23 protein-coding genes are annotated in these 19,648 nt (G+C 58.4%); 21 read left to right on the plus strand and 2 right to left on the minus strand.

Going from position 1 to position 19,648, the window contains the following annotated elements:
• Positions 1 to 103: 103 nt before the first annotated feature.
• On the plus strand, positions 104 to 769 hold the full coding sequence (locus VIN76_RS10890; RefSeq protein ID WP_332041874.1) for a DUF6151 family protein: 666 nt from the start codon (positions 104 to 106) through the stop codon (positions 767 to 769).
• Between the two features lie 191 nt (positions 770 to 960).
• On the plus strand, positions 961 to 2,055 hold the full coding sequence (locus VIN76_RS10895; RefSeq protein WP_332041875.1) for an AI-2E family transporter: 1,095 nt from the start codon (positions 961 to 963) through the stop codon (positions 2,053 to 2,055).
• 13 nt (positions 2,056 to 2,068) lie between these two features.
• On the opposite strand, the gene VIN76_RS10900 is transcribed toward VIN76_RS10895, so the two are convergent.
• Entirely contained in the window at positions 2,069 to 2,269 is a 201-nt protein-coding gene (locus VIN76_RS10900; RefSeq protein WP_332041876.1) for a hypothetical protein, read from the minus strand.
• A gap of 428 nt (positions 2,270 to 2,697) precedes the next feature.
• Positions 2,698 to 3,621: a hypothetical protein gene (locus VIN76_RS10905; RefSeq protein ID WP_332041877.1), complete on the minus strand. Its 924-nt coding sequence runs from the start codon at positions 3,619 to 3,621 to the stop codon at positions 2,698 to 2,700.
• A gap of 338 nt (positions 3,622 to 3,959) precedes the next feature.
• Here VIN76_RS10905 and VIN76_RS10910 point away from each other — a divergent pair, with 338 nt between their 5' ends.
• The 19 genes from VIN76_RS10910 to VIN76_RS11000 all read left to right on the plus strand — a co-directional run bounded on the left by VIN76_RS10910 (position 3,960) and on the right by VIN76_RS11000 (position 19,490).
• Complete coding sequence (locus VIN76_RS10910) at positions 3,960 to 4,577, plus strand: hypothetical protein (protein ID WP_332041878.1); 618 nt, start codon at positions 3,960 to 3,962, stop codon at positions 4,575 to 4,577.
• Positions 4,567 to 5,889: a DNA-packaging protein gene (locus VIN76_RS10915; protein ID WP_332041879.1), complete on the plus strand. Its 1,323-nt coding sequence runs from the start codon at positions 4,567 to 4,569 to the stop codon at positions 5,887 to 5,889. Before VIN76_RS10910 ends, VIN76_RS10915 begins: the two co-directional genes overlap by 11 nt.
• A gap of 341 nt (positions 5,890 to 6,230) precedes the next feature.
• Positions 6,231 to 6,539: a DUF6127 family protein gene (locus VIN76_RS10920; protein ID WP_332041880.1), complete on the plus strand. Its 309-nt coding sequence runs from the start codon at positions 6,231 to 6,233 to the stop codon at positions 6,537 to 6,539.
• Positions 6,536 to 6,934, plus strand: a complete 399-nt coding sequence (locus tag VIN76_RS10925; RefSeq protein ID WP_332041881.1) for an HK97 family phage prohead protease — start codon at positions 6,536 to 6,538, stop codon at positions 6,932 to 6,934. Before VIN76_RS10920 ends, VIN76_RS10925 begins: the two co-directional genes overlap by 4 nt.
• Positions 6,935 to 7,232: 298 nt before the next feature.
• Entirely contained in the window at positions 7,233 to 8,369 is a 1,137-nt protein-coding gene (locus VIN76_RS10930; protein WP_332041995.1) for a phage major capsid protein, read from the plus strand.
• Positions 8,370 to 8,441: 72 nt separating this feature from the next.
• Entirely contained in the window at positions 8,442 to 8,987 is a 546-nt protein-coding gene (locus VIN76_RS10935; RefSeq protein WP_332041882.1) for a head-tail connector protein, read from the plus strand.
• A complete protein-coding gene (locus tag VIN76_RS10940; protein WP_332041883.1) occupies positions 8,984 to 9,310 on the plus strand; it encodes a head-tail adaptor protein in 327 nt (108 codons plus the stop codon). Before VIN76_RS10935 ends, VIN76_RS10940 begins: the two co-directional genes overlap by 4 nt.
• Entirely contained in the window at positions 9,310 to 9,528 is a 219-nt protein-coding gene (locus tag VIN76_RS10945) for a hypothetical protein (protein WP_332041884.1), read from the plus strand. Before VIN76_RS10940 ends, VIN76_RS10945 begins: the two co-directional genes overlap by 1 nt.
• Positions 9,525 to 9,926, plus strand: a complete 402-nt coding sequence (locus VIN76_RS10950) for a DUF3168 domain-containing protein (protein WP_332041885.1) — start codon at positions 9,525 to 9,527, stop codon at positions 9,924 to 9,926. Before VIN76_RS10945 ends, VIN76_RS10950 begins: the two co-directional genes overlap by 4 nt.
• 364 nt (positions 9,927 to 10,290) lie before the next feature.
• Entirely contained in the window at positions 10,291 to 10,698 is a 408-nt protein-coding gene (locus VIN76_RS10955) for a phage tail protein (RefSeq protein WP_332041886.1), read from the plus strand.
• Positions 10,691 to 11,017, plus strand: coding sequence for a gene transfer agent family protein (locus tag VIN76_RS10960; RefSeq protein ID WP_332041887.1), 327 nt, complete (start codon positions 10,691 to 10,693; stop codon positions 11,015 to 11,017). The genes VIN76_RS10955 and VIN76_RS10960 overlap by 8 nt, the downstream gene beginning before the upstream one ends.
• Before the next feature lie 4 nt (positions 11,018 to 11,021).
• Positions 11,022 to 11,225 carry a phage tail assembly chaperone gene (locus VIN76_RS10965; protein ID WP_332041888.1) on the plus strand — a complete coding sequence of 68 codons (204 nt, stop codon included), beginning with the start codon at positions 11,022 to 11,024 and terminating at the stop codon, positions 11,223 to 11,225.
• Positions 11,218 to 11,808 (plus strand): tail tape measure protein, encoded by a 591-nt coding sequence (locus tag VIN76_RS10970; protein ID WP_332041889.1) that lies wholly within the window; start codon positions 11,218 to 11,220, stop codon positions 11,806 to 11,808. Before VIN76_RS10965 ends, VIN76_RS10970 begins: the two co-directional genes overlap by 8 nt.
• Before the next feature lie 3 nt (positions 11,809 to 11,811).
• Positions 11,812 to 14,160, plus strand: coding sequence for a DUF2460 domain-containing protein (locus VIN76_RS10975; protein ID WP_332041890.1), 2,349 nt, complete (start codon positions 11,812 to 11,814; stop codon positions 14,158 to 14,160).
• Positions 14,157 to 14,975 carry a DUF2163 domain-containing protein gene (locus VIN76_RS10980; protein ID WP_332041891.1) on the plus strand — a complete coding sequence of 273 codons (819 nt, stop codon included), beginning with the start codon at positions 14,157 to 14,159 and terminating at the stop codon, positions 14,973 to 14,975. The genes VIN76_RS10975 and VIN76_RS10980 overlap by 4 nt, the downstream gene beginning before the upstream one ends.
• 3 nt (positions 14,976 to 14,978) lie before the next feature.
• Complete coding sequence (locus VIN76_RS10985) at positions 14,979 to 15,392, plus strand: peptidoglycan endopeptidase (protein ID WP_332041892.1); 414 nt, start codon at positions 14,979 to 14,981, stop codon at positions 15,390 to 15,392.
• Positions 15,393 to 17,606, plus strand: a complete 2,214-nt coding sequence (locus VIN76_RS10990) for a phage tail protein (protein ID WP_332041893.1) — start codon at positions 15,393 to 15,395, stop codon at positions 17,604 to 17,606.
• A 135-nt stretch (positions 17,607 to 17,741) separates the two neighbouring features.
• Positions 17,742 to 18,203, plus strand: coding sequence for a DUF2793 domain-containing protein (locus VIN76_RS10995; RefSeq protein ID WP_332041894.1), 462 nt, complete (start codon positions 17,742 to 17,744; stop codon positions 18,201 to 18,203).
• A 183-nt stretch (positions 18,204 to 18,386) separates the two neighbouring features.
• Positions 18,387 to 19,490 (plus strand): OmpA family protein, encoded by a 1,104-nt coding sequence (locus VIN76_RS11000; RefSeq protein WP_332041895.1) that lies wholly within the window; start codon positions 18,387 to 18,389, stop codon positions 19,488 to 19,490.
• The last annotated feature ends 158 nt before the right edge of the window (positions 19,491 to 19,648 follow it).

The following is a 19,648-nucleotide window of genomic DNA, read 5'->3' on the forward strand; positions in this document are numbered from 1 at the left end:
TCTACTCGCTGGCAAAACAGCGGTCGACACCAACCATTTCACGGCCGATAACAGATTGTAAAGGTGGGGCAGCAATATAGGCATTATGTTTAAGGACCCCCATATGATTGCCACGCCGACACCCGCCCAAAACCTTGATTTTCAGTGCGAATGCGGCGCGGTTCGCGGCGTGTTGCACCGGGCCTCCACAAAGCAGGGACGCCGGGTGGTCTGCCATTGCCACGATTGCCAGGTCTTTGCCCATTATCTGGGCCGAGAGAAAGAGATGCTCGACGATCATGCCGGGACCGCGGTTTACCAGACCGACCTGTCGCGCTTTGAAATTACCAGGGGGCGCGACCGGATCGCCTGTGTCAACCTGACGGACAAGCCGATGCTGCGCTGGTATTGCGCGGTTTGCAAGACTCCGGTTGCCAATACGCTGGGCAGCAACCGCTATGGCTTTTTGTCGCTGATCCTCTCCGGCTTTGACCATGGCAAGACTAACGCGCTGCTCGGCAAAGACGCCCTGCACGTCGCCACCCGCTCCGGCGCCGGCGATATGAGCAAGGTCAAAAAGGCCGGAATAGCGGGCATTACGGCGATGCTATGGGACATGACAATCCGCGCCATCAACGCGCAGATGAAGCCGGAGCTAAGGAAATCGTCGCTGTTCGATGAGATGAGCGGAAAGCCGGTAACCACGCCGATAAAGCTGACCCGCGCAGAGCGGCTGGAACTGGATGAAAAGGCGGATATTTACCGCGATGTTTTGGGGGAGTTGCGGTAGGGGCGGGGAGGTCGCATTCACTTGCCAAAGCCGCGTGGACAAATTCCTGTGCTTAATTAGCGTCGGCCACTTGCGCCTCCGGAGCGGCCATGTCGCTTTCAGCGTTGCGCATCAGCTCTGCTTTTAACCGATGATGGGTGGATTCCTAACAATCTCTTGCCCCATCTGCATTAACCGCGATAAGACGGGATATGAACAGTTTCCCCGATGAAACCCCCGCTGCGCTGCCTGCGACAAGCCGGACGGACCATGTGTCGGCAAGCGGTCCTGCGGCGGTCGCCCGTTCTACCCTGATTGTTCTTGCGATTGTGGGATGCGCCTGGCTGCTGGTTGAGCTGAACCGGTTCTTCCTGCTGGTCTTTGCAGCGATCGTTCTAGGTGCTGTGTTCGATGCGATCACCGGCCGGATTTGTCGCTGGACCGGCATCGCCCGACCTTATGGATTGTCGCTGGCGATCATTGCATTTCTGGCTGTTTTTGTCGGTGCTTTCACGCTGTTTGGGGCGCAGTTGGCTGGCGAGTTCGACACCATCAGGCAGACAATCCCGGCCGCGATTGAACGGCTGCAAGGCTTTCTTGAACGCTACGGCATGAGTTCATCGGTCAGCGAGCTTGCCCAGCTTGGTAGCGATGATCTCTCACGTCTTTTCACACAAGCGGGCGGCTTTGCGCTGGCCGCTGGCAACGGGATCGCCGATTTTGTTCTGGTGCTGGTCGGCGCGATTTTCATGGCCGCCAATCCCGATGTGTATCGCCGGGGGTTAATGCTGCTTATCCCGGGCAGTGCTGAAGTGGTCGCCGCGCAGGCTCTGGAGGACACAAGCAGGGGTCTGCGCGGGTGGATGATGGGGCAGGCGATCTCGTCGCTGCTGGTCGCTGCGCTGACGTGGATCGGGCTGTGGCTGCTGGGTGTTCCGGCGGCAGGCGGACTTGGCGTGATTGCCGGATTGCTTGATATCATCCCGATGGTTGGGCCGATCATTGCCGGAGTTCCGGCGGTGCTGTTGGCGTTCACGGTGTCGCCGCTGACGGCGCTTTGGACGCTGCTGCTGTTTCTGGCCATCCAGCAATTGCAGGGCAATTTCCTGCAACCCATGATCCAGAAGCATGCGGTGGATATTCCGCCCGCATTGCTGCTGTTTGCCGTCCTCGCGTTTGGCTTGCTGTTCGGTTTTCTGGGCGTGCTGCTCGCGGCTCCGCTGACGATCGTGAGCTTCATTCTCGTCCGGCGGATCTATGTCGAGGCGATTCTTGGCAAACCGGTCTCGATTGCAGATGCAGAATAGTCCGGTTCTGGTATCAAGGCCCAGCCAAGCGCTGCCGCGCCATCAACGCGCAGATGAAGCCGGAACTAAGGAAATCGCCGCTGTTCGACGAGACAAGCGGAAAGCCGGTGACAACGCCGATAAAACTGACCCGCGCAGAGCGGCTGCAACTGGATGAAAGGCGGATATTTACCGCGATGTTTTGGGGGAGTTGCGGTAGGGGATTGGTTGGCACTTTCATTTTCCTGGCCGTCGCGGACGAATTTAGCCGTTAAATTAGCGTTGGCTTTCGGGATGCCACTTGCGCCTATGAAGCGATCAATGGTGGCTTCGTGTTCTTTAATGAACTCTTTGAATTTATTATTCTTTCGAGCCTCTACAAGACTTATTTTCCCGGTAATAGAGAAGTGACTCTCCTTTATAAATCAGTTGCTTAAGGTAACTTTCTGTTATGATTTATTGGCTGATTGTGTTATACATTAAGTCGTAATTTATAGCATAAGGTCGTCATTTATGCCATCAAAATTCACAGTGGCTAAAGACAGCAAATCTAACTTCGCATTGATGGTATTATCGGCCATCTTCACGCTTATTGTCTTATCGATTATAGGCGCAGTAAGTCCACGCCTAATGCTTGTGGTAGGAATTTTAGGCATGGCCATCTTAGCCATCAGGTTTATTTGGCTCGTCTGGCGCGAGCTTGAATGAAGATTGTAAGTCCACATTTGGCCTAACTACTTTGACTACATCAATCTCCTTTTCCTCCCACTCACCATCGACCAACTCTTCTTTGACGCGAAGATCAAGCCACATTTCCACGCCCTCGCCGATTTCAAGTTCAGTATGCCTTGCCCGTAAAGCCTCTAGGAATATCGGATCTCGCATCGTAGCGCTAAACTCGCCTCTTTTGTCTTCAAATTTCCACCTCCGCTCCTCTCCTTTCGAGTAGGGGCGGACGATAGTCACTCGTTGATTGTTCCGCGTAAGAGTTCGAGTTTCTACGGCTTGTTCATTATCAACGGCGGCGCCATGTTCCTCAAAATCAGCGCGAGGGATTATTAGACTTGTGGGGGGCTTTGCGATTTTAGGTAGCGCTCCTAAACCCCGGATTCGTTCATCCTTGTTAGCTTCTTGAAATATTTGTTGTTTTAGTCGCATCGCATCACGGTCACGCTGCAATTCGACAACTCTCGTGGCAACTCTATCTATATCGCCATCAACAAGCACAGAATCTTCGTGCCCAAACCATTCCTTTGCTAGATGGTTAGTTAAATCACTCGCAATGTGTGCTGGTGGAGCTAAAAGAAATACACCAGCCAGTGCGCTCAAAGAGCCCGCTGTCCAAGGATTGTCAATCGCAACCTTCGCGGTTGTTCTAATAATACTGTTGATTGAGCGACTGCCAATTGTACCGCTTAGAAAATCTATATGTATTTCATCCGATGGCGCTGCCACAGATGCTAATTCTTTAATCAAACTATCCCATGCAATTGTGGAACGAGCAATGACATCCAATGCGACTGCTTGATTGTGAGGCAATTCAAAATAGAGACTAATCGACGCACTATTCTCGAAATGATCTATCATAAATCCTCCCCGTTGTAGGAGGTTACGTATTCGACAAGCTGGCTTAAGAGTCAATCCAGCCTAGATTCTGGCCGCTTTCGTCAACTACTTATGCAACGGATAGTCACTAAAATGCAGGATGACGGTTTGGGTGGCTATCTTTGGCACACCAATTATAAAATAACCAAATAGGCACAAACTGCTTGACATTGTCACGCTGTTTGGGTACATATCAGGAACATCGAGAAATTGTGATTCGGGCCGGGCGGCTCTGGAGCAGGGTTGGTCCCGTGGGGACGACCTGTTTTGGCGCGCCGGGCCTTTTTTGTGTCCGGAGCGATCCGGGCGAGAGGATAGATATGGCTGAAACAACTGAAGATCCCAAAGACATACTGGACCCGCGCGGGGACCATTATGCGGCCAAGCGGGCGGTTTTTCTGCAGGAACTGGCGCTTTCATCCAGTGTGAAGCGGGCCGCGAAGCTGGCCAGAATACCCAATTCTACGCTCTATTTGTGGAGGGAGAGCGATCCCGATTTTGCAGCCGCATGGTTAAAGGCATTGGCCGCCGGTTATGATTTGCTGGAAATGGAAATGCTGGACCGTGCGCGCAAAGGGGTGATGCGCACCATCTATTATCATGGCAAGAAAGTCGCCACCGTGCGCGACTATGACCATAAAATGGCGCTGCAATTGCTGCGTATGCACAGGGATGCAGTGGCGCTGGTGCGGGCGGCGCAGGCGGAGGTAGCGGCGGAGCCGGTGCAAGACACGCTGGATGAAAAGCTGAAACAGATCAATGTCCGGCTGCGCGCCTATCAGACGGAAAAGCGCCGAAAAAAGCGGCTTTTGGCCGATGGCGGGGCCAGTGCCAGTGCCATTGCCACGGCCAATGCCAGTGGCATTGCCGGGATGTGTGCCAGTGCGGGGGTGAATGATGGATCGGGCGAAAGGAACAGTGTGGCCGATGGAACGTGACATCATAACCGCGGCAGACATTAACCGGCTGGATGACGATGACCGCATCTATTTCCTGAACCAGATGGGTGAGAAAACCCGGCTGGAATATGAAAATGACTGGCATAAATGGGCGCGGCCGCAGCAACTGGCCCCTGTGGGCGACTGGACGGTCTGGCTCATCATGGCGGGGCGCGGATTTGGCAAGACCCGTGCGGGCGCGGAATGGGTGCGGCACATTGCCGAAGCCGATGGCAGCGCACGTTTTGCGCTGATCGGCGCGACCTTTGCCGAAACCCGCATGGTGATGGTGGAGGGGGAAAGCGGCTTGCTGTCCATCGCGCCCGGCCAGAACCGCCCGCTGTGGGAGCCGTCGCTGAAACGGCTGCGCTGGCAAAGCGGGGCAGAGGCTTATCTCTATTCCGCCGCAGAGCCGGAAGGGCTGCGCGGGCCGCAACATAGCCATGCCTGGTGTGATGAAATCGCCAAATGGGTTAATTTTGGCGGGCAGGCGGTGGCAGCGTGGGATAATCTGAAAATGGGATTGCGGCTTGGCTCGGCGCCCAAAATCGCGGCGACCACAACGCCCCGGCCCGTGCCGCTGGTGCGCGCCTTGGTAAAGGACAAGGGCACCGTGATTACCCGCGGCACCACCAGCGACAATGTGATGAACCTGCCGACGGCATTCATCAAGGTGATGGAAGCCGATTATGGCGGAACCCGTCTGGGCCGGCAGGAACTGGACGGGGAGCTGATCGAAGAACTGGAAGGCGCGCTGTGGACCAGAGCGATGATCGAAGCGTGCCGGGTTGAAGGGGAGGGGCTTGAATTCACGCGCATCGTCATCGGCGTGGACCCGCCTGCCTCGCAAACGGGCGATGCGTGCGGGATCATCGCTGCGGCCTTGCGTCAGGACGGCAGGGCGGTGGTGCTGGCCGACCATAGCGCGGAGAAAGCCAGCCCCGAAACATGGGCGCGGGCGGTGGCTAATGCGGCGGAATTATGGGGCGCGGACCGCGTGGTGGCGGAGGCTAACCAGGGCGGGGCGATGGTGAAGTCCGTGCTCCACGCGGCAAATATTTCGCTGCCGGTAAAGCTGGTCCATGCCTCACGCGGGAAAGTCGCACGGGCAGAGCCGGTGGCGGCGCTTTACGAGGCGGGGCGGGTGCTGCACGGCGGCACTTTTCCACGGCTGGAGGATGAGATGTGCGGCTTGCTCACCGGCGGCGGCTATGAAGGCCCCGGCCGCTCCCCCGACCGCGCCGACGCGCTGGTCTATGCGCTAAGCGAGCTGATGCTGGGCAAGAGGCGGGAACCAAGGGTGCGGGTTTAGGGGAGGGGGGTTTTTATTATTCCCTCAAGCGCCGGGGAGTTTTTTTATTAGACCTCAAGCGCCGGGCGCGGGCTTTTTTTGTTTTACCTCAAGCGCCGGGCGGGCGCATCCGCGCCCTTGGCTTTCCTCGCATAAGCTCGGGCGCGCGGTCGCGCTTGCCGACGCTACGCGTCGGATTAGCGCTCCCTCGAAATGAAGCACCAAAGGGCAACCTAAAGAACACACACCAGACCGAGCGCAGCGAGGCAAGGCCGACCGGCCGCCGCGCCTTATTGGCGCGTAGCCAAGCGGGCAGATGCCCGCGCCCGGCGCCTGAGGTTAATCAAAAAGGAACAACAACAATGCAAAACGATGAAATGCTCGCCCGCCTGGTGGCGCAGGCGGAAGGCGACGGGGCTGATCTTGTCACGCTCCGCGCGATTATCGAGGAAGCGACCGACAGCGGGGCAAAGCGTGTGCTGGACCGCTTGGGGCTGGCTGATCCGTCGGCGCAGGATGATATTGACGACCTGCGCGAATTGCTCCGTGCGTGGCGCGATGCAAAGGCGAGCGCGTGGAAAGCCGCGATTACCTGGGCCGTGCGCGGGGTGCTGGCGCTGCTTCTGGTCAGCATTGCGATGCGGCTGGGCTTCGGGAATCTGGTGGCATGAGCGCCATTCGCTTTGCCGGATATGCCGCGATATTCAACCGCATCGACCGGGGCGGGGATATTATTCGCCCCGGTGCATTTGGCGCGCTGAGCGATGGACAAACGCTTCCCCTGTTGTGGCAGCACAGCCCCATGCAGCGCATCGGCAGCATCGATTATGCCTGTGAAGACCGGCGCGGCCTGCGCGTCATCGGCAGCATCTGCACCGCGTCCAAAGCGGGACGAGAAGCCGCGTCGATGCTGACGGAGGGATCGGTCAAGGGGCTGAGCTTTGGTTACAGGGTGACGCGATCGGCGGGCCAGCGTCCGCGCATATTATACAATCTGGATGTCGCGGAAATATCGCTGGTGACGCACCCGATGCAGCCATTGGCGCAGGTGCATTTGATACATTGAATGCTCGCCCAATATGGTGGGATTGAAGCCCTCTGGTTTCCCCCGTCGTCACCCTGAACTTGTTTCAGGGTCCATCGCGATCCAATTACCGCCGCTTACGAAGGCACGATGGATGCTGAAACAAGTTCAGCATGACGGTGTTTTATCAAGTGCGGAGCGCCAAACTGTCGGCCGTCCTTCACCGGGCGGCCTTTTTTATTACCCACAAGAAAGGAATATTATGGAAATTTCTAACACTGCCTTTTCGGCTCCTCTCGAAATTAAAGCCGACCCGCTGGAAGCCTCGTTCGATGCGGAGATGGAGGCCGAAGAAACCGAAGATCAACTGAACCAACACGGAAAAAAGATCGCAGAGCTTCGCACCGATGTCGATGGCCTGAAAGTCCAGATGACGGCAATCTCGCGTGCATCGGCGCGGCCTGTTCTGGCAGGGAATACAGACGGGGTGAAGGGCATGCGCTCATCCGCCGCTGCGAAGGATTTTGTCAGCAAATATCTGCGCCGGGGCGATCATGCGGGGGTGGAACTGAAAAGCTTTTCCGGTGCATCCGGCCCCGAAGGCGGCTTTGCCGTGCCGCAGGAAATTGACGCGCTGATTGGCCGGACGCTCAAAAATATCTCGCCGATCCGCTCGATTGCAACGGTAGTGCAAACCGGCAGCGCGGGCTATCGCAAGCTTGTCACCAATGGCGGCACGCCGTCGGGATGGGTCAGCGAAACCGCTGGACGGCCAGAGACAGACACGCCCAATTTCAACGAAATTGCCCCGCCGGGCGGAGAACTTTATGCCAATCCGGCGGCATCGCAATCCATGCTGGATGACGCGGCTTTTGATGTCGAGGCATGGTTGGCCGACGAAATTGCCCGCGAATTTGCCGCTGCCGAAGGGGCTGCTTTTGTTGGAGGTTCCGGTAACAATCAACCGAGCGGATTCTTGACCGCTACGGTGACGGCGGAGGCGGATGAGGTTCGCGCTTTCGGGTCGCTGCAATATGTTCCCTCCGGCGCAGCGGGCGGCTTTGCCGCCACGGATGGGGAAGATGCGCTGGTCGATCTGGTCCACGCGCTGAAACCCGCTTACCGGCAGGGCGCGAGCTTTGTGATGAACAGCAGTACGCTGGCGCAGATCCGCAAGATGAAGACAGCCGACGGCGCATTTTTGTGGCAGGCGTCACTGGCGTCGGGCCAGCCGGATATGCTGCTCGGCTATCCGGTGGTCGAGGCGGAAGATATGCCCGATCTGGCGGAGGACAGCCTGTCCATCGCTTTCGGCAATTTCCGTGCGGGTTATCTGATCGCCGAACGCAGCGCGACCAGCATTCTGCGCGATCCGTTTACGAATAAACCGTTCGTGCATTTCTACGCCACCAAACGCGTGAGCGGCCAGGTGATGAACAGCGAAGCGATCAAGTTAATGCGCTTTAGCGTGAGTTAGAACGGTATTTCCCCTCCCCTTCAGGGGAGGGGCTTTAATTCATCACTCAACAACAGAAAGGACGCCCGACCTGTGAGCTTCCAACCCGAAAACCTGCCCGCTATGCCGGTGGCGTTAATCCAGGAGGTCAAGGATTTCCTGCGCCTTGCCCATGGCGAAGATGATGCGGCGATTGCAGAAATGCTGAACAGCGCGGCGCATTTGTGCGAAAATTTCATCGGCCAGATGCTGATCGCGCGCGCCGTGACCGACCGGATACCGGTGCGCGGGGAGTGGCAGAAACTGAAAAAGCGTCCGGTGCAGGCGATCACGCTGGTCGAGGCCATTGGCCCGGAAGGCACGCTGACCGCTTTGCCCGCGACCGATTATGCCATGGATATTGACAGCGACGGCACTGGCTGGGTGAAGATGCATCCGGCCCACGGCGTGACCCGGATTGCGGTGACCTATGAGGCCGGACTGGCGGCGGACTGGGCCAGTGTTCCGGCAAGTTTGCGCCACGGCCTGGTGCGGCTGGCGGGTTATTTTTACACCCACCGTGACGGCGAATATATCAGCGGACCGCCCAGCGCGATTACCGCATTGTGGCGACCCCATCGCCGGATGAGGCTGGCATGAGCGGGGAGTTTAGCGGCCTGCTGCGCGAGAATATCCGCATAGAACGCGCAGGGGCGCAGCGCGATACCGCCGGATCAGCGAACGAAGCAAGGGACGTGATCGGCCATTTCCGCGCGGCGGCGGAGCCAATGGGAACGGGCGAGGAAGCACAGGGCGAAAGCCGTTCAGCCTTGCCGCGATGGGGCTTTACGCTGCGCTGGACGGATCTGGTCTTGCCCGGCGATTATCTGTTCTGGGCAGGGCGCGAAATGCGCGTGCGCAGCGTGAGCGGCGACCATCGCTTCATCCCGAAAACCCTGTTGCATGCCGAGGAGATAGGCTGATGGAAAAACTGAAACAAAAGGCAAAGGCACTGGCAGAGGCGGCGGCAGAAAAAGCCAGAGCGGAGGTCAAGGCGGCGCTGGCTGACGATTTGCCGCCCCATCTTGCAATTACCGAAACCGGCGAAGGCGTGACCGTTACCGGACGGGATTTGCACCAGGAAATGATCGAGCAAAGCAGCCTGCGCGACGTGGCATTTTTGATGCGCTGTGTTCGATGAGCGGCGCTTTGCAGGTGGTGCAGCAAAGCCTGATCGCTGCGCTGGACGGGCATCAGCCGTTGATGGACGCGATCACCGGAATCTACGACGGCCCGCCCCCGCGAGCGCGCTTTCCCTATATTGCGCTGGCCACCGGCGCGGCGCTGGACTGGAGCTTCAAAGGCGGCACAGGCCGGGAATTAAGCCTGGCGCTGACCGTGCACGACGACGGCGTGAGTGCATCGCGATTGCATCACGTTATGGCGCTGGTGGAGGACGCACTGGCGAGCGGGCTGGCGGATGCGGATGGCTGGCAAATCGTGACGTTCGATTTTCGCCGAGCAAGGGTGCTGCGCAGTGCCGTGAGCCCGTGGAACGGCTTGATCGAGTATAGAGCAAGGGTTTTGAAAGTGGGATGAACTTCTCCCCTCATTTTTATTTAACCTCAAGCGCCGGGGAGTCTTTATTTAACCTCAGGCGCCGGGCGCGGGCATCCGCCCGCTTGGCTTTCCTCGCATAAGCTCGGGCGCGCGGTCGCGCTTGCCGACGCAAAGCGTCGGACTGGCGTTCCCTCGAAATAACGCACCGAAACGCAACCTAAAAAACATTCACCAGACCGACGCGAAGCGGAGGCAAGGCCGACTGGCCGTCGCGCCTTATTGGCGCGTAGCCAAGCGGGCGGATGCCCGCGCCCGGCGCTTGAGGTCCAAAAAAAACAGCCGTTCCCAAGACCAAAACACAATAACAAAATCACACACAACCACACAAAAAGGAACAACACTCATGGCAGCAGAAAACGGCAATTCTTTCCTTCTGAAAATTGGCGATGGCGGCGATCCGGTGGGCTATTCCACCATTGCGGGCCTGCGAACGACGCAATTGTCGGTCAACGGTGCGCCGGTGGCGATCACCAACAAGGATAGCGGCGGCTGGCGCGAGCTTTTGTCGGGCGCGGGGGTGCGGTCTGTATCCGTATCGGGGGCGGGCGTGTTTACCGGCTCTGCGGCGGAGCTTAGGATTAAGAACCACGCGCTCGCCGGGGAAATTGACGCCTATGAGCTAAGCTTTGAAGGTGGCGATAAAATGCGCGGCGATTTCCTGGTCACGCGGCTGGATTATAGCGGCGATTATAACGGCGAGCGGACCTATACATTGAGCCTCGAAAGCTCTGGCGCGGTGATCAATGTCTGATGGCACGAACGCGCTGCCCAATGCTTTAAGGGGCGAGGCGGAGCTGGTTCTGGATGGCCGGCGGATCGTTCTGCGGCCCAGCTTTGCCGCTCTGGTCGCGGCGGAGGAGGAGCTAGGGTCGCTTTTCGATCTGGTCGAGCGGGCGGCAAACGGGCGGCTGTTGCTGTCCGAAATGGCGGCTTTGTTCTGGCACGTGATCCGCGACCGTCCGGATGATCTGACGCGCGCACAATTTGGCGAGGCGATGATGGCGGCGGGGCTGGCCGGGGTGACACCTGCGCTGAAAATCCTGCTCAAACAGATATTGCAGGGGCGGTGATGATATGGCGGCTGATTTCCGCACCAGTGCCGCGCATCTCGCTGGCCTCATCCCCGCCGCTTTGGGCTGGACGCCGGACCAGTATTGGAACGCCACGCCCGCGGAGCTGGCCGCGATCCTCATGGCTTTGTCCCCGGCTGGCCAAAGCGCCCGACCGCTCAACAAATCCGAAATGGAAAAACTGAAAGACACCCTTGAAAATGGATGAAGAAATCGAACGGCTGATCATTTCCGTGCGCGCTGATACGGCCGGATTTGCGAAAGATGTGGCGGATATGAAGGGGCAGCTTGATGGCCCGCTGGCAAGCGGGATGGAGCGCGCCGGGTCTGCGCTGGAAACCAGTCTGGGCCGCGCTATCCGGCGGGGTTCGCTGGATCTTCAGGACCTGAAAAATACCGCGCTGTCGGTCATGGCGGATATAGCGGAGGCCGCGATTAGCAGCGGTCTGGGCAGCCTGTTTGGTGGATCGGGCGGCGGCGCTGGCGGCGGCTTGCTCGGCCTCGGTAATTCGTTACTGGGCGCGGTGCTGGGCGCACCGGGGCGAGCGACGGGCGGACCGGTGACCGGCGGGCGCGCCTATATGGTGGGTGAGCAGGGGCCGGAGCTGTTCGTGCCCACATCATCCGGACGGATTGAGCGGAGTGGCGGCTCTGCACCCGCATCGCCCGACATTCGCCTGACCATCAATATATCGGACAATGGCCATGCCAGCGCGCCCGATCAGGTGCGCCGGTCCAGCAGGCAGGTCGCCCGCGCGGTGCGCAGCGCACTGGCCTATCGGGAGGGGTAGATCATGGGTTTCTGGTTGGCGAACGAGCGCACAGCGCAGCAAACGGACTTTATCCAGCGGTTCGATCCGCGTTTCTGGACCGTCAATTTCCCGCGTCCGGCCATGGCGTCGGTGGTGACAACGGCGGCAGATGCCCTGCGCGTCGATGCGGTTTTCTATAATAGCGATGAACTGGCGGGGCTGATCTGGGAAACGAAGGACACGCTCGATCACCCGCTGCTGGCTTATGAGACATGTGCCGATTATGCGCGGCTCAGCCTGAAATTTCGCTGGCGCTCGTCAGGGATCATGGCGCTGAATCAGGTCAACGGACCGACACTGACGATCGAGGGGCGCGATGCGCTGGGCAATGCGAAAAACTGGTATGTCCGGCTGTGGAACTATGCCAGCGGAACGCCGACCGACGCGCTAATCCAGCTTGAGTTTTCCAGCCTTGATGGCGGCTTCATGCTGCCGGGGGAAGCGGAGCGGGTCTATCCGCATGATATTGACCGGATGTTCATATCCATCATGCCGCCGGACTATGACGAGCTGGGAACCCGCTATCCCGCGCCGCGTATCGGCTGGGTAGAGATGAGCGGGATCAGGGCCGATGGCGGCGGCGCGGTGCTGGAAATCGGGGATATCATGGTGCCGGAAAACGGCCTGTCCATGGCGAGCGGCTATGATGACAGTTTCAACCAGACGCCGGAGCGATTGCTGCGCTCTATCCGCAGCCTCGGTTACCGCGGGGCGATCAACCATTATGTCGGGATGAGCCATTATTTCCGCCTGGAGACGAGCGGGGCGGGCCTCTATGCCAGCCTGTCCGCGCCGCAGCCGGGGGAGGAATTTGCCGCGATCAACCAGCCCTGCACGGCCTGGCACCGCGATCTGGTGACGCGGGCAAAGGCAATGGATTTCACGGTCATATTCTCGCTTTCATACGAGCTGTTCGACGCGCATTGCTGGAACGCGTGGAAACAGCTGGCGGAAAATGGCGATCCGGCGCTGACCGGATGGGACCCGCCATCGACCCTGCTATCCCCCGCCCAGCCAGCGGCGATGGGTTATTTGCAAGCGGCGGCGCGGGCCTTTACCGCCATAGCGCGCGATGCAGGAGCGGCGATCAAGTTTCAGGTCGGGGAGCCGTGGTGGTGGACCATGCCGGACGGGCGCATTTGCCTCTATGACGCGGCGGCGCAGGCGGCTTTCGGCCCCGCTCTGGTGAGCATAGCGGACATAAAGGGGCCAAAAACGGCAGCGCAAAATGCGATGCTGGATCAGGCCGGGGCGATACTGGCGCAGTCCACAGCGAACCTGATAGCCGCAGTAAAGAACGAAGCGCTTGGCGCGCCGGTCGAAACGCTGTTGCTCGCCTATTTACCGAGCATATTGGACGAGACAGCACCAGAGGCAAAGCGCGCCAACCTGCCGGTCGGATGGGCCAGTCCGGCCTTCGATATTTTGCAGTTGGAGGATTATGACTGGGTGATCGCGGGTAACCTGTCGGCAACCCGGCGCGGCATTGATCTGGCAACTGAGCGGCTGGGCTATCCGGCAGAGGCGCAGCATTATTTTGCCGGTTTTGTCTTGAGCGCCGATGCCCCCTTCATCTGGGCCAATATGGTCGATGCGATTGCCGCGGCACAGGCGCGCGATACACCGGAAATATTCATCTGGGCACTGCCGCAGGTGGCGCGCGACGGTTTTACCTATTTTCAGGAAGAGGAGGACGCAATGGACGCTTTTGACGACGTGCAATTCCCGATTGCCATTGGTGCGGGTGCCATGGTTTCACCGCAATTTTCGACGGATATTGTCACCACCCTTTCGGGCCATGAAAAGCGCAATAGCGACTGGGCGGATGCGCGGCTGCAATTTGACGCCGGGCCGGGTGTGCGATCGGAAGCGGAGCTACGCACGCTCATTGCCTTTTTCCGGGCGCGGCGCGGGGCGGCAAAGGGGTTTCGCTTTACCGATCCCTATGACCATAGCAGTCATGATATGGTTGGTTCTCCGACCGCGCTGGACCAGAATATCGGCACGGGCGATGGCGAGAAAACCCGCTTTCAACTGGTGAAAACCTATGGGGATGCTGAGGGCGAGGCGCAGGTGCGGCTGATTAGCAGGCCGGTGCCATCATCCATCCTTGTCGCCGTCGATGGCGTGGTGGCGGCAGGCTGGACACTTGGCGCGCTGGGGCAGATTATTTTCGACACTCCGCCAGCCGCCGACAGCCAAATTACCGCCGGTTTCCTGTTCGACGTGCCCGTCCGTTTCGCCAGCGACCGGATCGATATGAGCGCGAGCACATTTCTTGCCGGCGAGATTGCCGAGGTCCCCCTGATCGAAGTGCGGGACGCGGCATGAGCGCCGCGTGGTTGGACGGACCGATGACGACCAGTTTCTATGCCTGGCGGCTGGAGCGAGCAGACGGCGTGACATTGGGCTTTGTCTCGCATGACCGCGATCTGGTGATTGATAATCTGCGCTATCGCGCCGCGCCGGGCATGGTGCCATCGACCATCGCGCTGTCCGACAGTCTGGACGTGGACAGCGTCGATATAGAGGGCGTGATGACCAGCACGGCCATTGCCGAGGCAGATTTGATCGCAGGCCGGTGGAACGGTGCGCGGCTGCACATGGCGCTGGTAAACTGGGAAGATCCCGCAGCGGAGCCGCTCCATCTGGTCAGCGGCGAATTTGGCGAGATCACCCGCTCGGGCGATGCGTTTCGGGTGGAGATGCTGGGCGGCACGTCGTTTCTGGACGAAGCGATTGCGCCGCTGACCTCTCCCACCTGCCGCGCCCGGTTTGGGGATCGGGCGTGCAAGGTCAGTCTCGCCATGCACCGGGTCGAATTGGCGGTGACGGGGATTTCGGACCCGCATCTGGAATTTGCGGGGCTTGCCGGTCAGGGGGGCGATTATGCCTATGGCGAACTGCGCTGGATGAGCGGCGAAAATTGCGGGCTGTGTTTTGCGATTATCAGCGGCGCGGGCAATATGGTCCGGCTGGCGGATCAGCCTGTCCGGCCCGTTTCGATTGGCGACAAAGCACTATTGACCGCAGGATGTGACAAGAATTTTGCCACCTGCCGCGACCGTTTTTCCAACAGCATCAATTTTCGCGGGGAACCCCATTTGCCGGGCAATGACCTGCTCACCCGCTATCCGGGAGCATGAGAAATGAGTTCCAACCAAGCAGAAATTATCGCCGAAATGGCGCTGCAACTGTGCGGCAGCGATTTTCGGCTGCACGGGCGTAGCGCCGATCATGGTCTGGATTGCATCGGCCTTGCCGCACAGTGTCTGGCCGCAGCAGATGTCCCCTGCGAAGTTCCGACCGGCTATTCGGTTCGCGGCGGCAGCGCAGAACAGATAGAGGCTGTGATGCAGCAGGCGGGATTTACCGGCCTGCCCGGTGATGCGCCGCTGCATGAGGGGGATATTGTGCTGGCACGGCCTAGTCCTGTGCAATGGCACCTGATGGTCAGCACGGCAGGCGGCTTTGTCCATGCCCATGCCGGTCTGGGTCAGGTCGTTTTCACGCCCGGCGCGGCCCCGTGGCCGATTGCAAAAATATTCAGATTGGAGAGCTAAATGGCGACCTTGGTTTTGACGGCCGTAGGCGCGGCTTTCGGCGGGCCGATTGGCGGCGCTCTGGGCGCGATGCTGGGTCAGCAAGTCGATCAGAATATCCTGTTCAAGCCAAAGGGCCGCGAAGGTCCCCGGTTACAGGAACTGGCGGTGCAAACTTCCAGCTATGGATCACAAATCCCGCGTCTTTACGGGAAAATGCGTGTTGCCGGAACGGTGGTCTGGGCAACTGACCTTAAAGAAACACGCCAGTCCAGCGGCGGAGGCAAAGGCCGCCCAAGCACCACGACCTATAGCTATTCCACCTCTCTGGCCGTGGCTTTGTCCAGCCGGAACGTGAAAAATATCGGCCGGATATGGGCGGATGGCAAGCTTTTCAGGGGAATCGCGGGGGATTTCAAGACTCCGGTCACTTTCCGTTTCTACACGGGTGATGAAGATCAGCCGGTCGATGGCCTGATCGCCAGCGCCGAAGCGGCCGGGGGAACGCCCGCCTATCGCGGCCTTGCGATGGCGGTGTTCGAGGATATGGACCTGACCGAATATGGCAATCGTATCCCGTCATTAACGTTCGAGCTTATCGCGGATGACGGTTCGGTCAGCCTTGGAACCATAATCAGCGATATTTCAGGCGGAGCTATCACAGCCGCGGTTGACGAGGGACTGCACGGGTTTGCGGCGGCTGGACAGGACAGGCGGGAAGCGCTGGCGGTGATCAGCGACAGTTTTTCGCTATCCTTCCCGTCAGTCTCCGGCGTTCTTCACGCAAGGCCGCGCCAAGTTGACCCGCAGGAAATGGATCAGGAAGCGGGGATATTAGCCCTGCACGGGCATATCCTCTCCAGCCAGAATGGCCGCGCCGTTGAACGTCCGGAATCGCAGATCCTGCCCGAAACCAAAATCGCACGGCAACATGCCCTGCGCTATTATGATCCGGGGCGTGATTATCAATCGGGCATGCAAAATGCGTTTCGGCCCGGACGAAGCCGGGTAATTGCCAATCAGGATTTCCCCGCCGTGATCAGCGCGGCACAGGCCAAAAACATCGCCCAGGCCAAATTATGGACGCTCTATCAGGAGCGTAGCAGCGCCCGGTTGCATGTCTGCCGCAGCGCGATGCCCGTAAAGCCGGGGGCCTTGGTCCAGTGGGATGATGGCGGCGACATATGGCGGGTCAGGAACTGGGAAATGAGCAGGGGCAGTATCGGCCTGATGCTATCGAAAGCGGGCAGCGTTTTGCCGGATGCCGGGGGAGAAACCGACAATGGCCGTCCGGTCAGGGAACTGGACGCGCTGGCGGGGACGACCAGATTATCGCTGGTCGATCTGCCCTTTGCTCTGGGCGCGCCGACGGAGGTTTCCGATAGCGCCCGGCTCTATGCCGCTGCCGCCGGTGAAGCGGGCTGGCGCAATGCGCAATTGTTCGTGACCCAGGCAGGCGGAGGGACCAGCGACTTTATCGGCCAGATAGCCGCCCCCGGAACCATCGGCACTGTGCCTTTTGCGCTGGGGAATAGCGGCGCGCACATTATCGACCGGCAAAACGAACTTGTGGTCCAGATGCATAATGGAAACATGACGCTGCATGATGCGGATCACGCGCAGCTATTGGCGGGTGAGAATCTCGCAGCGATCGGCCGGGAAATACTGCAATTTGGCTCCGCTGTGCCGATTGGCGATAACCGTTACGTCTTGTCCCGTTTTCTAAGGGGGCTGGCCGGGACCGAAGCGGAGATGGGCGGACATGGGGAGGGTGAAGATTTTGTCCTGCTTAAAGGCGGCGAGGTGACGGAAATTGACGCGCGCCATTACACGCCGTTCCAGCCCGTAACCCTGTCGGCACTGGGCAGGGGGGATGCGCTTCCCGTCTCCCGCTCCGTTGATGAACCGGGCAGGGCGCTAAAGCCATGGTCGCCTGTCCATCCGCGCACATTGCTTCATCCGAACGGCGATCTTGAAATCGGCTGGACGCGCCGGTCGCGCGCCGGGCTGCTATGGCCGGACCATGTGGACATATCGCTGGCCGAAGAATCGGAAAAATACCGCGTCCTGATTGATGGCCAGCTTGTCGCCGAACCCGCCGAGCCGGTGCTGGTCCTGTCAGCTGCGGCTGTGCAGGTCTATCGGGATCTGGGCATGTCAGACCTGCCCGTGGCAATCCATCAAGTCGGTCGGCACAATATTTCCGATCCGCTGCACGTGGTGGCCGAAATATAGGGGGTCCGGGCTCAGAAATGTGAAGGTGGTTGCTTTCAGACCGTCAATCGTCATTGCCGCGCCGCCGAGAATCTACCCATGACATAGGCGAAACAAGATCCTTGCGAAATCATAGATAAACTTAAGGACATTGATATGACATCTTTGAAAACTCCCCGCTTTGGCCTTCCTTTACTGGCTGTTGGGCAGGCGCATAAGGAACTGTTCCATAATGATGCTTTGCTGTTACTTGACTTTTTAATAAACCCCGTGGTGCAGGCCGTGGCCGATGATCCGGACCTTTTGTCACCTGCGGAGGGGGATTGCTGGCTTGTGGGCACGTCCCCTGTTTCCGGATGGAGCGGTCATGCCGGTGAGATTGCGGGATGGTCCGCCGGTGGCTGGCATTTCATCAAACCCCAGAAATCAATGAAGATTCTTATATTGAGCGGTGATGCAAACGAAAAAGGCTCGGCTATTTATGACGGTACGGGCTGGCAACACATACCGCAAATATCAGCGCCCACGGGCGGGACTACCGTTGATTCAGAGGCCCGGTTGGCAATTGATTCGATTCTAGGCCTGTTTAGAACGCTCCGAATCCTCCCTGAAATCTGATTTGATCTTGATATCATTGGCAATTTATCCAATTTTTCGCACAGAAACGGTGATTTTTCCCGTAAAATCATGAAAATGGCGACATTTTCGCAACAGTTCAGCTATTTGCGCGCTTGCACTAATAAGGCTCAAGGGGTAGAAAAGCGCTGTGAATTCAGAACCTAAATGAGAAGGGGAATATAAATGCGGAAGCTTGCCATAGGACTGGCTCTTGCCTCCACAGCTCTCGCTTCACCTGCTCTGGCCCGTGATGGTCAGTGGTATGTGGGCGTAGAAGGCGGCGTGATGCTGGTAGAAGACATTGAGTCTGACATCGGTGCGTTCGATAATGCATCCAAAGTAGATTATGACACCGGTTATGATTTCGGCGGTATTGTCGGTTATGATTTCGGCGGATTTCGTCTTGAAACAGAAGTTGCTTACAAACAAGCATCAGCTAATGAACTTCAAGTTGGCCCTCCAGGTGTACCATCACAAGCTAACGGAACCGGTAGCTTCATTGGTACCACGGATATCAACGGCAAAGTCAATGCTCTGAGCTTCATGCTCAACGGTATGCTCGACTTTGGTGATGATGACGGCATCCAGGGCTTTGTCGGCGGCGGTGTTGGTGTAGCTCGTACCGAGATCACCAATATTCTCGCTGGTCCCTATCTTGATGATTCGGATACCGGTCTTGCATGGCAGGCAATCGCGGGTGTCCGCGCGCCTCTCAGCAGCAACTGGGACGTTGGTCTGAAATACCGTTTCTTCAATGCTGAAAGCATTGATCTGGTGGACCAGAATGGCAATGACGTGAGCACCCGTTTGCGCACGCACTCCATCCTGGGTAGCTTGATCTACAACTTTGGCGGCGAACCAGCGGCACCTCCACCACCACCGCCTCCACCGCCACCACCACCTCCTCCACCACCTCCTCCGCCACCTGCTGAAGTATGTGCGCCTGGACCATATATTGTGTTCTTTGACTTTGATCAGTCAGACATCACACCAGAAGCTGCTACAGTTCTGGACAATGCGGTTACGGCTTATGCTGATTGTGGTTCGGCTCAGGTTATGTTGGCAGGTCACGCCGATAGATCCGGCCCTGCAAGCTACAACGTCGCTCTGTCTGAACGTCGTAACGCTTCGGTTCGGGCTTACCTCGAATCACGCGGAATCGGTGCTGGCGTTATCACCAGCGAAGCCTTCGGTGAATCGCGTCCTCGCGTTGACACTGCAGACGGCGTTCGTGAGCCTCAGAACCGTCGTGTTGAAATTATGTACGGTCCTGGTTCAGGAAACTAATTTCACTACCGATATAATGGAAAGGGCTGGTCTTCGGACCGGCCCTTTTTTTTGCCCGATGAACGCGGACAAGGTTGAAGGGCAGGATTGGGGGACAGGATTTGGGAATAGAATTCAGGGCAGTTATTAAGATAATTCTGTCTAAACCATTGTTCCCA

The sequence above is a fragment of the Parasphingorhabdus sp. genome, from assembly GCF_036568145.1.
Taxonomy (GTDB): Bacteria; Pseudomonadota; Alphaproteobacteria; order Sphingomonadales; family Sphingomonadaceae; genus Parasphingorhabdus.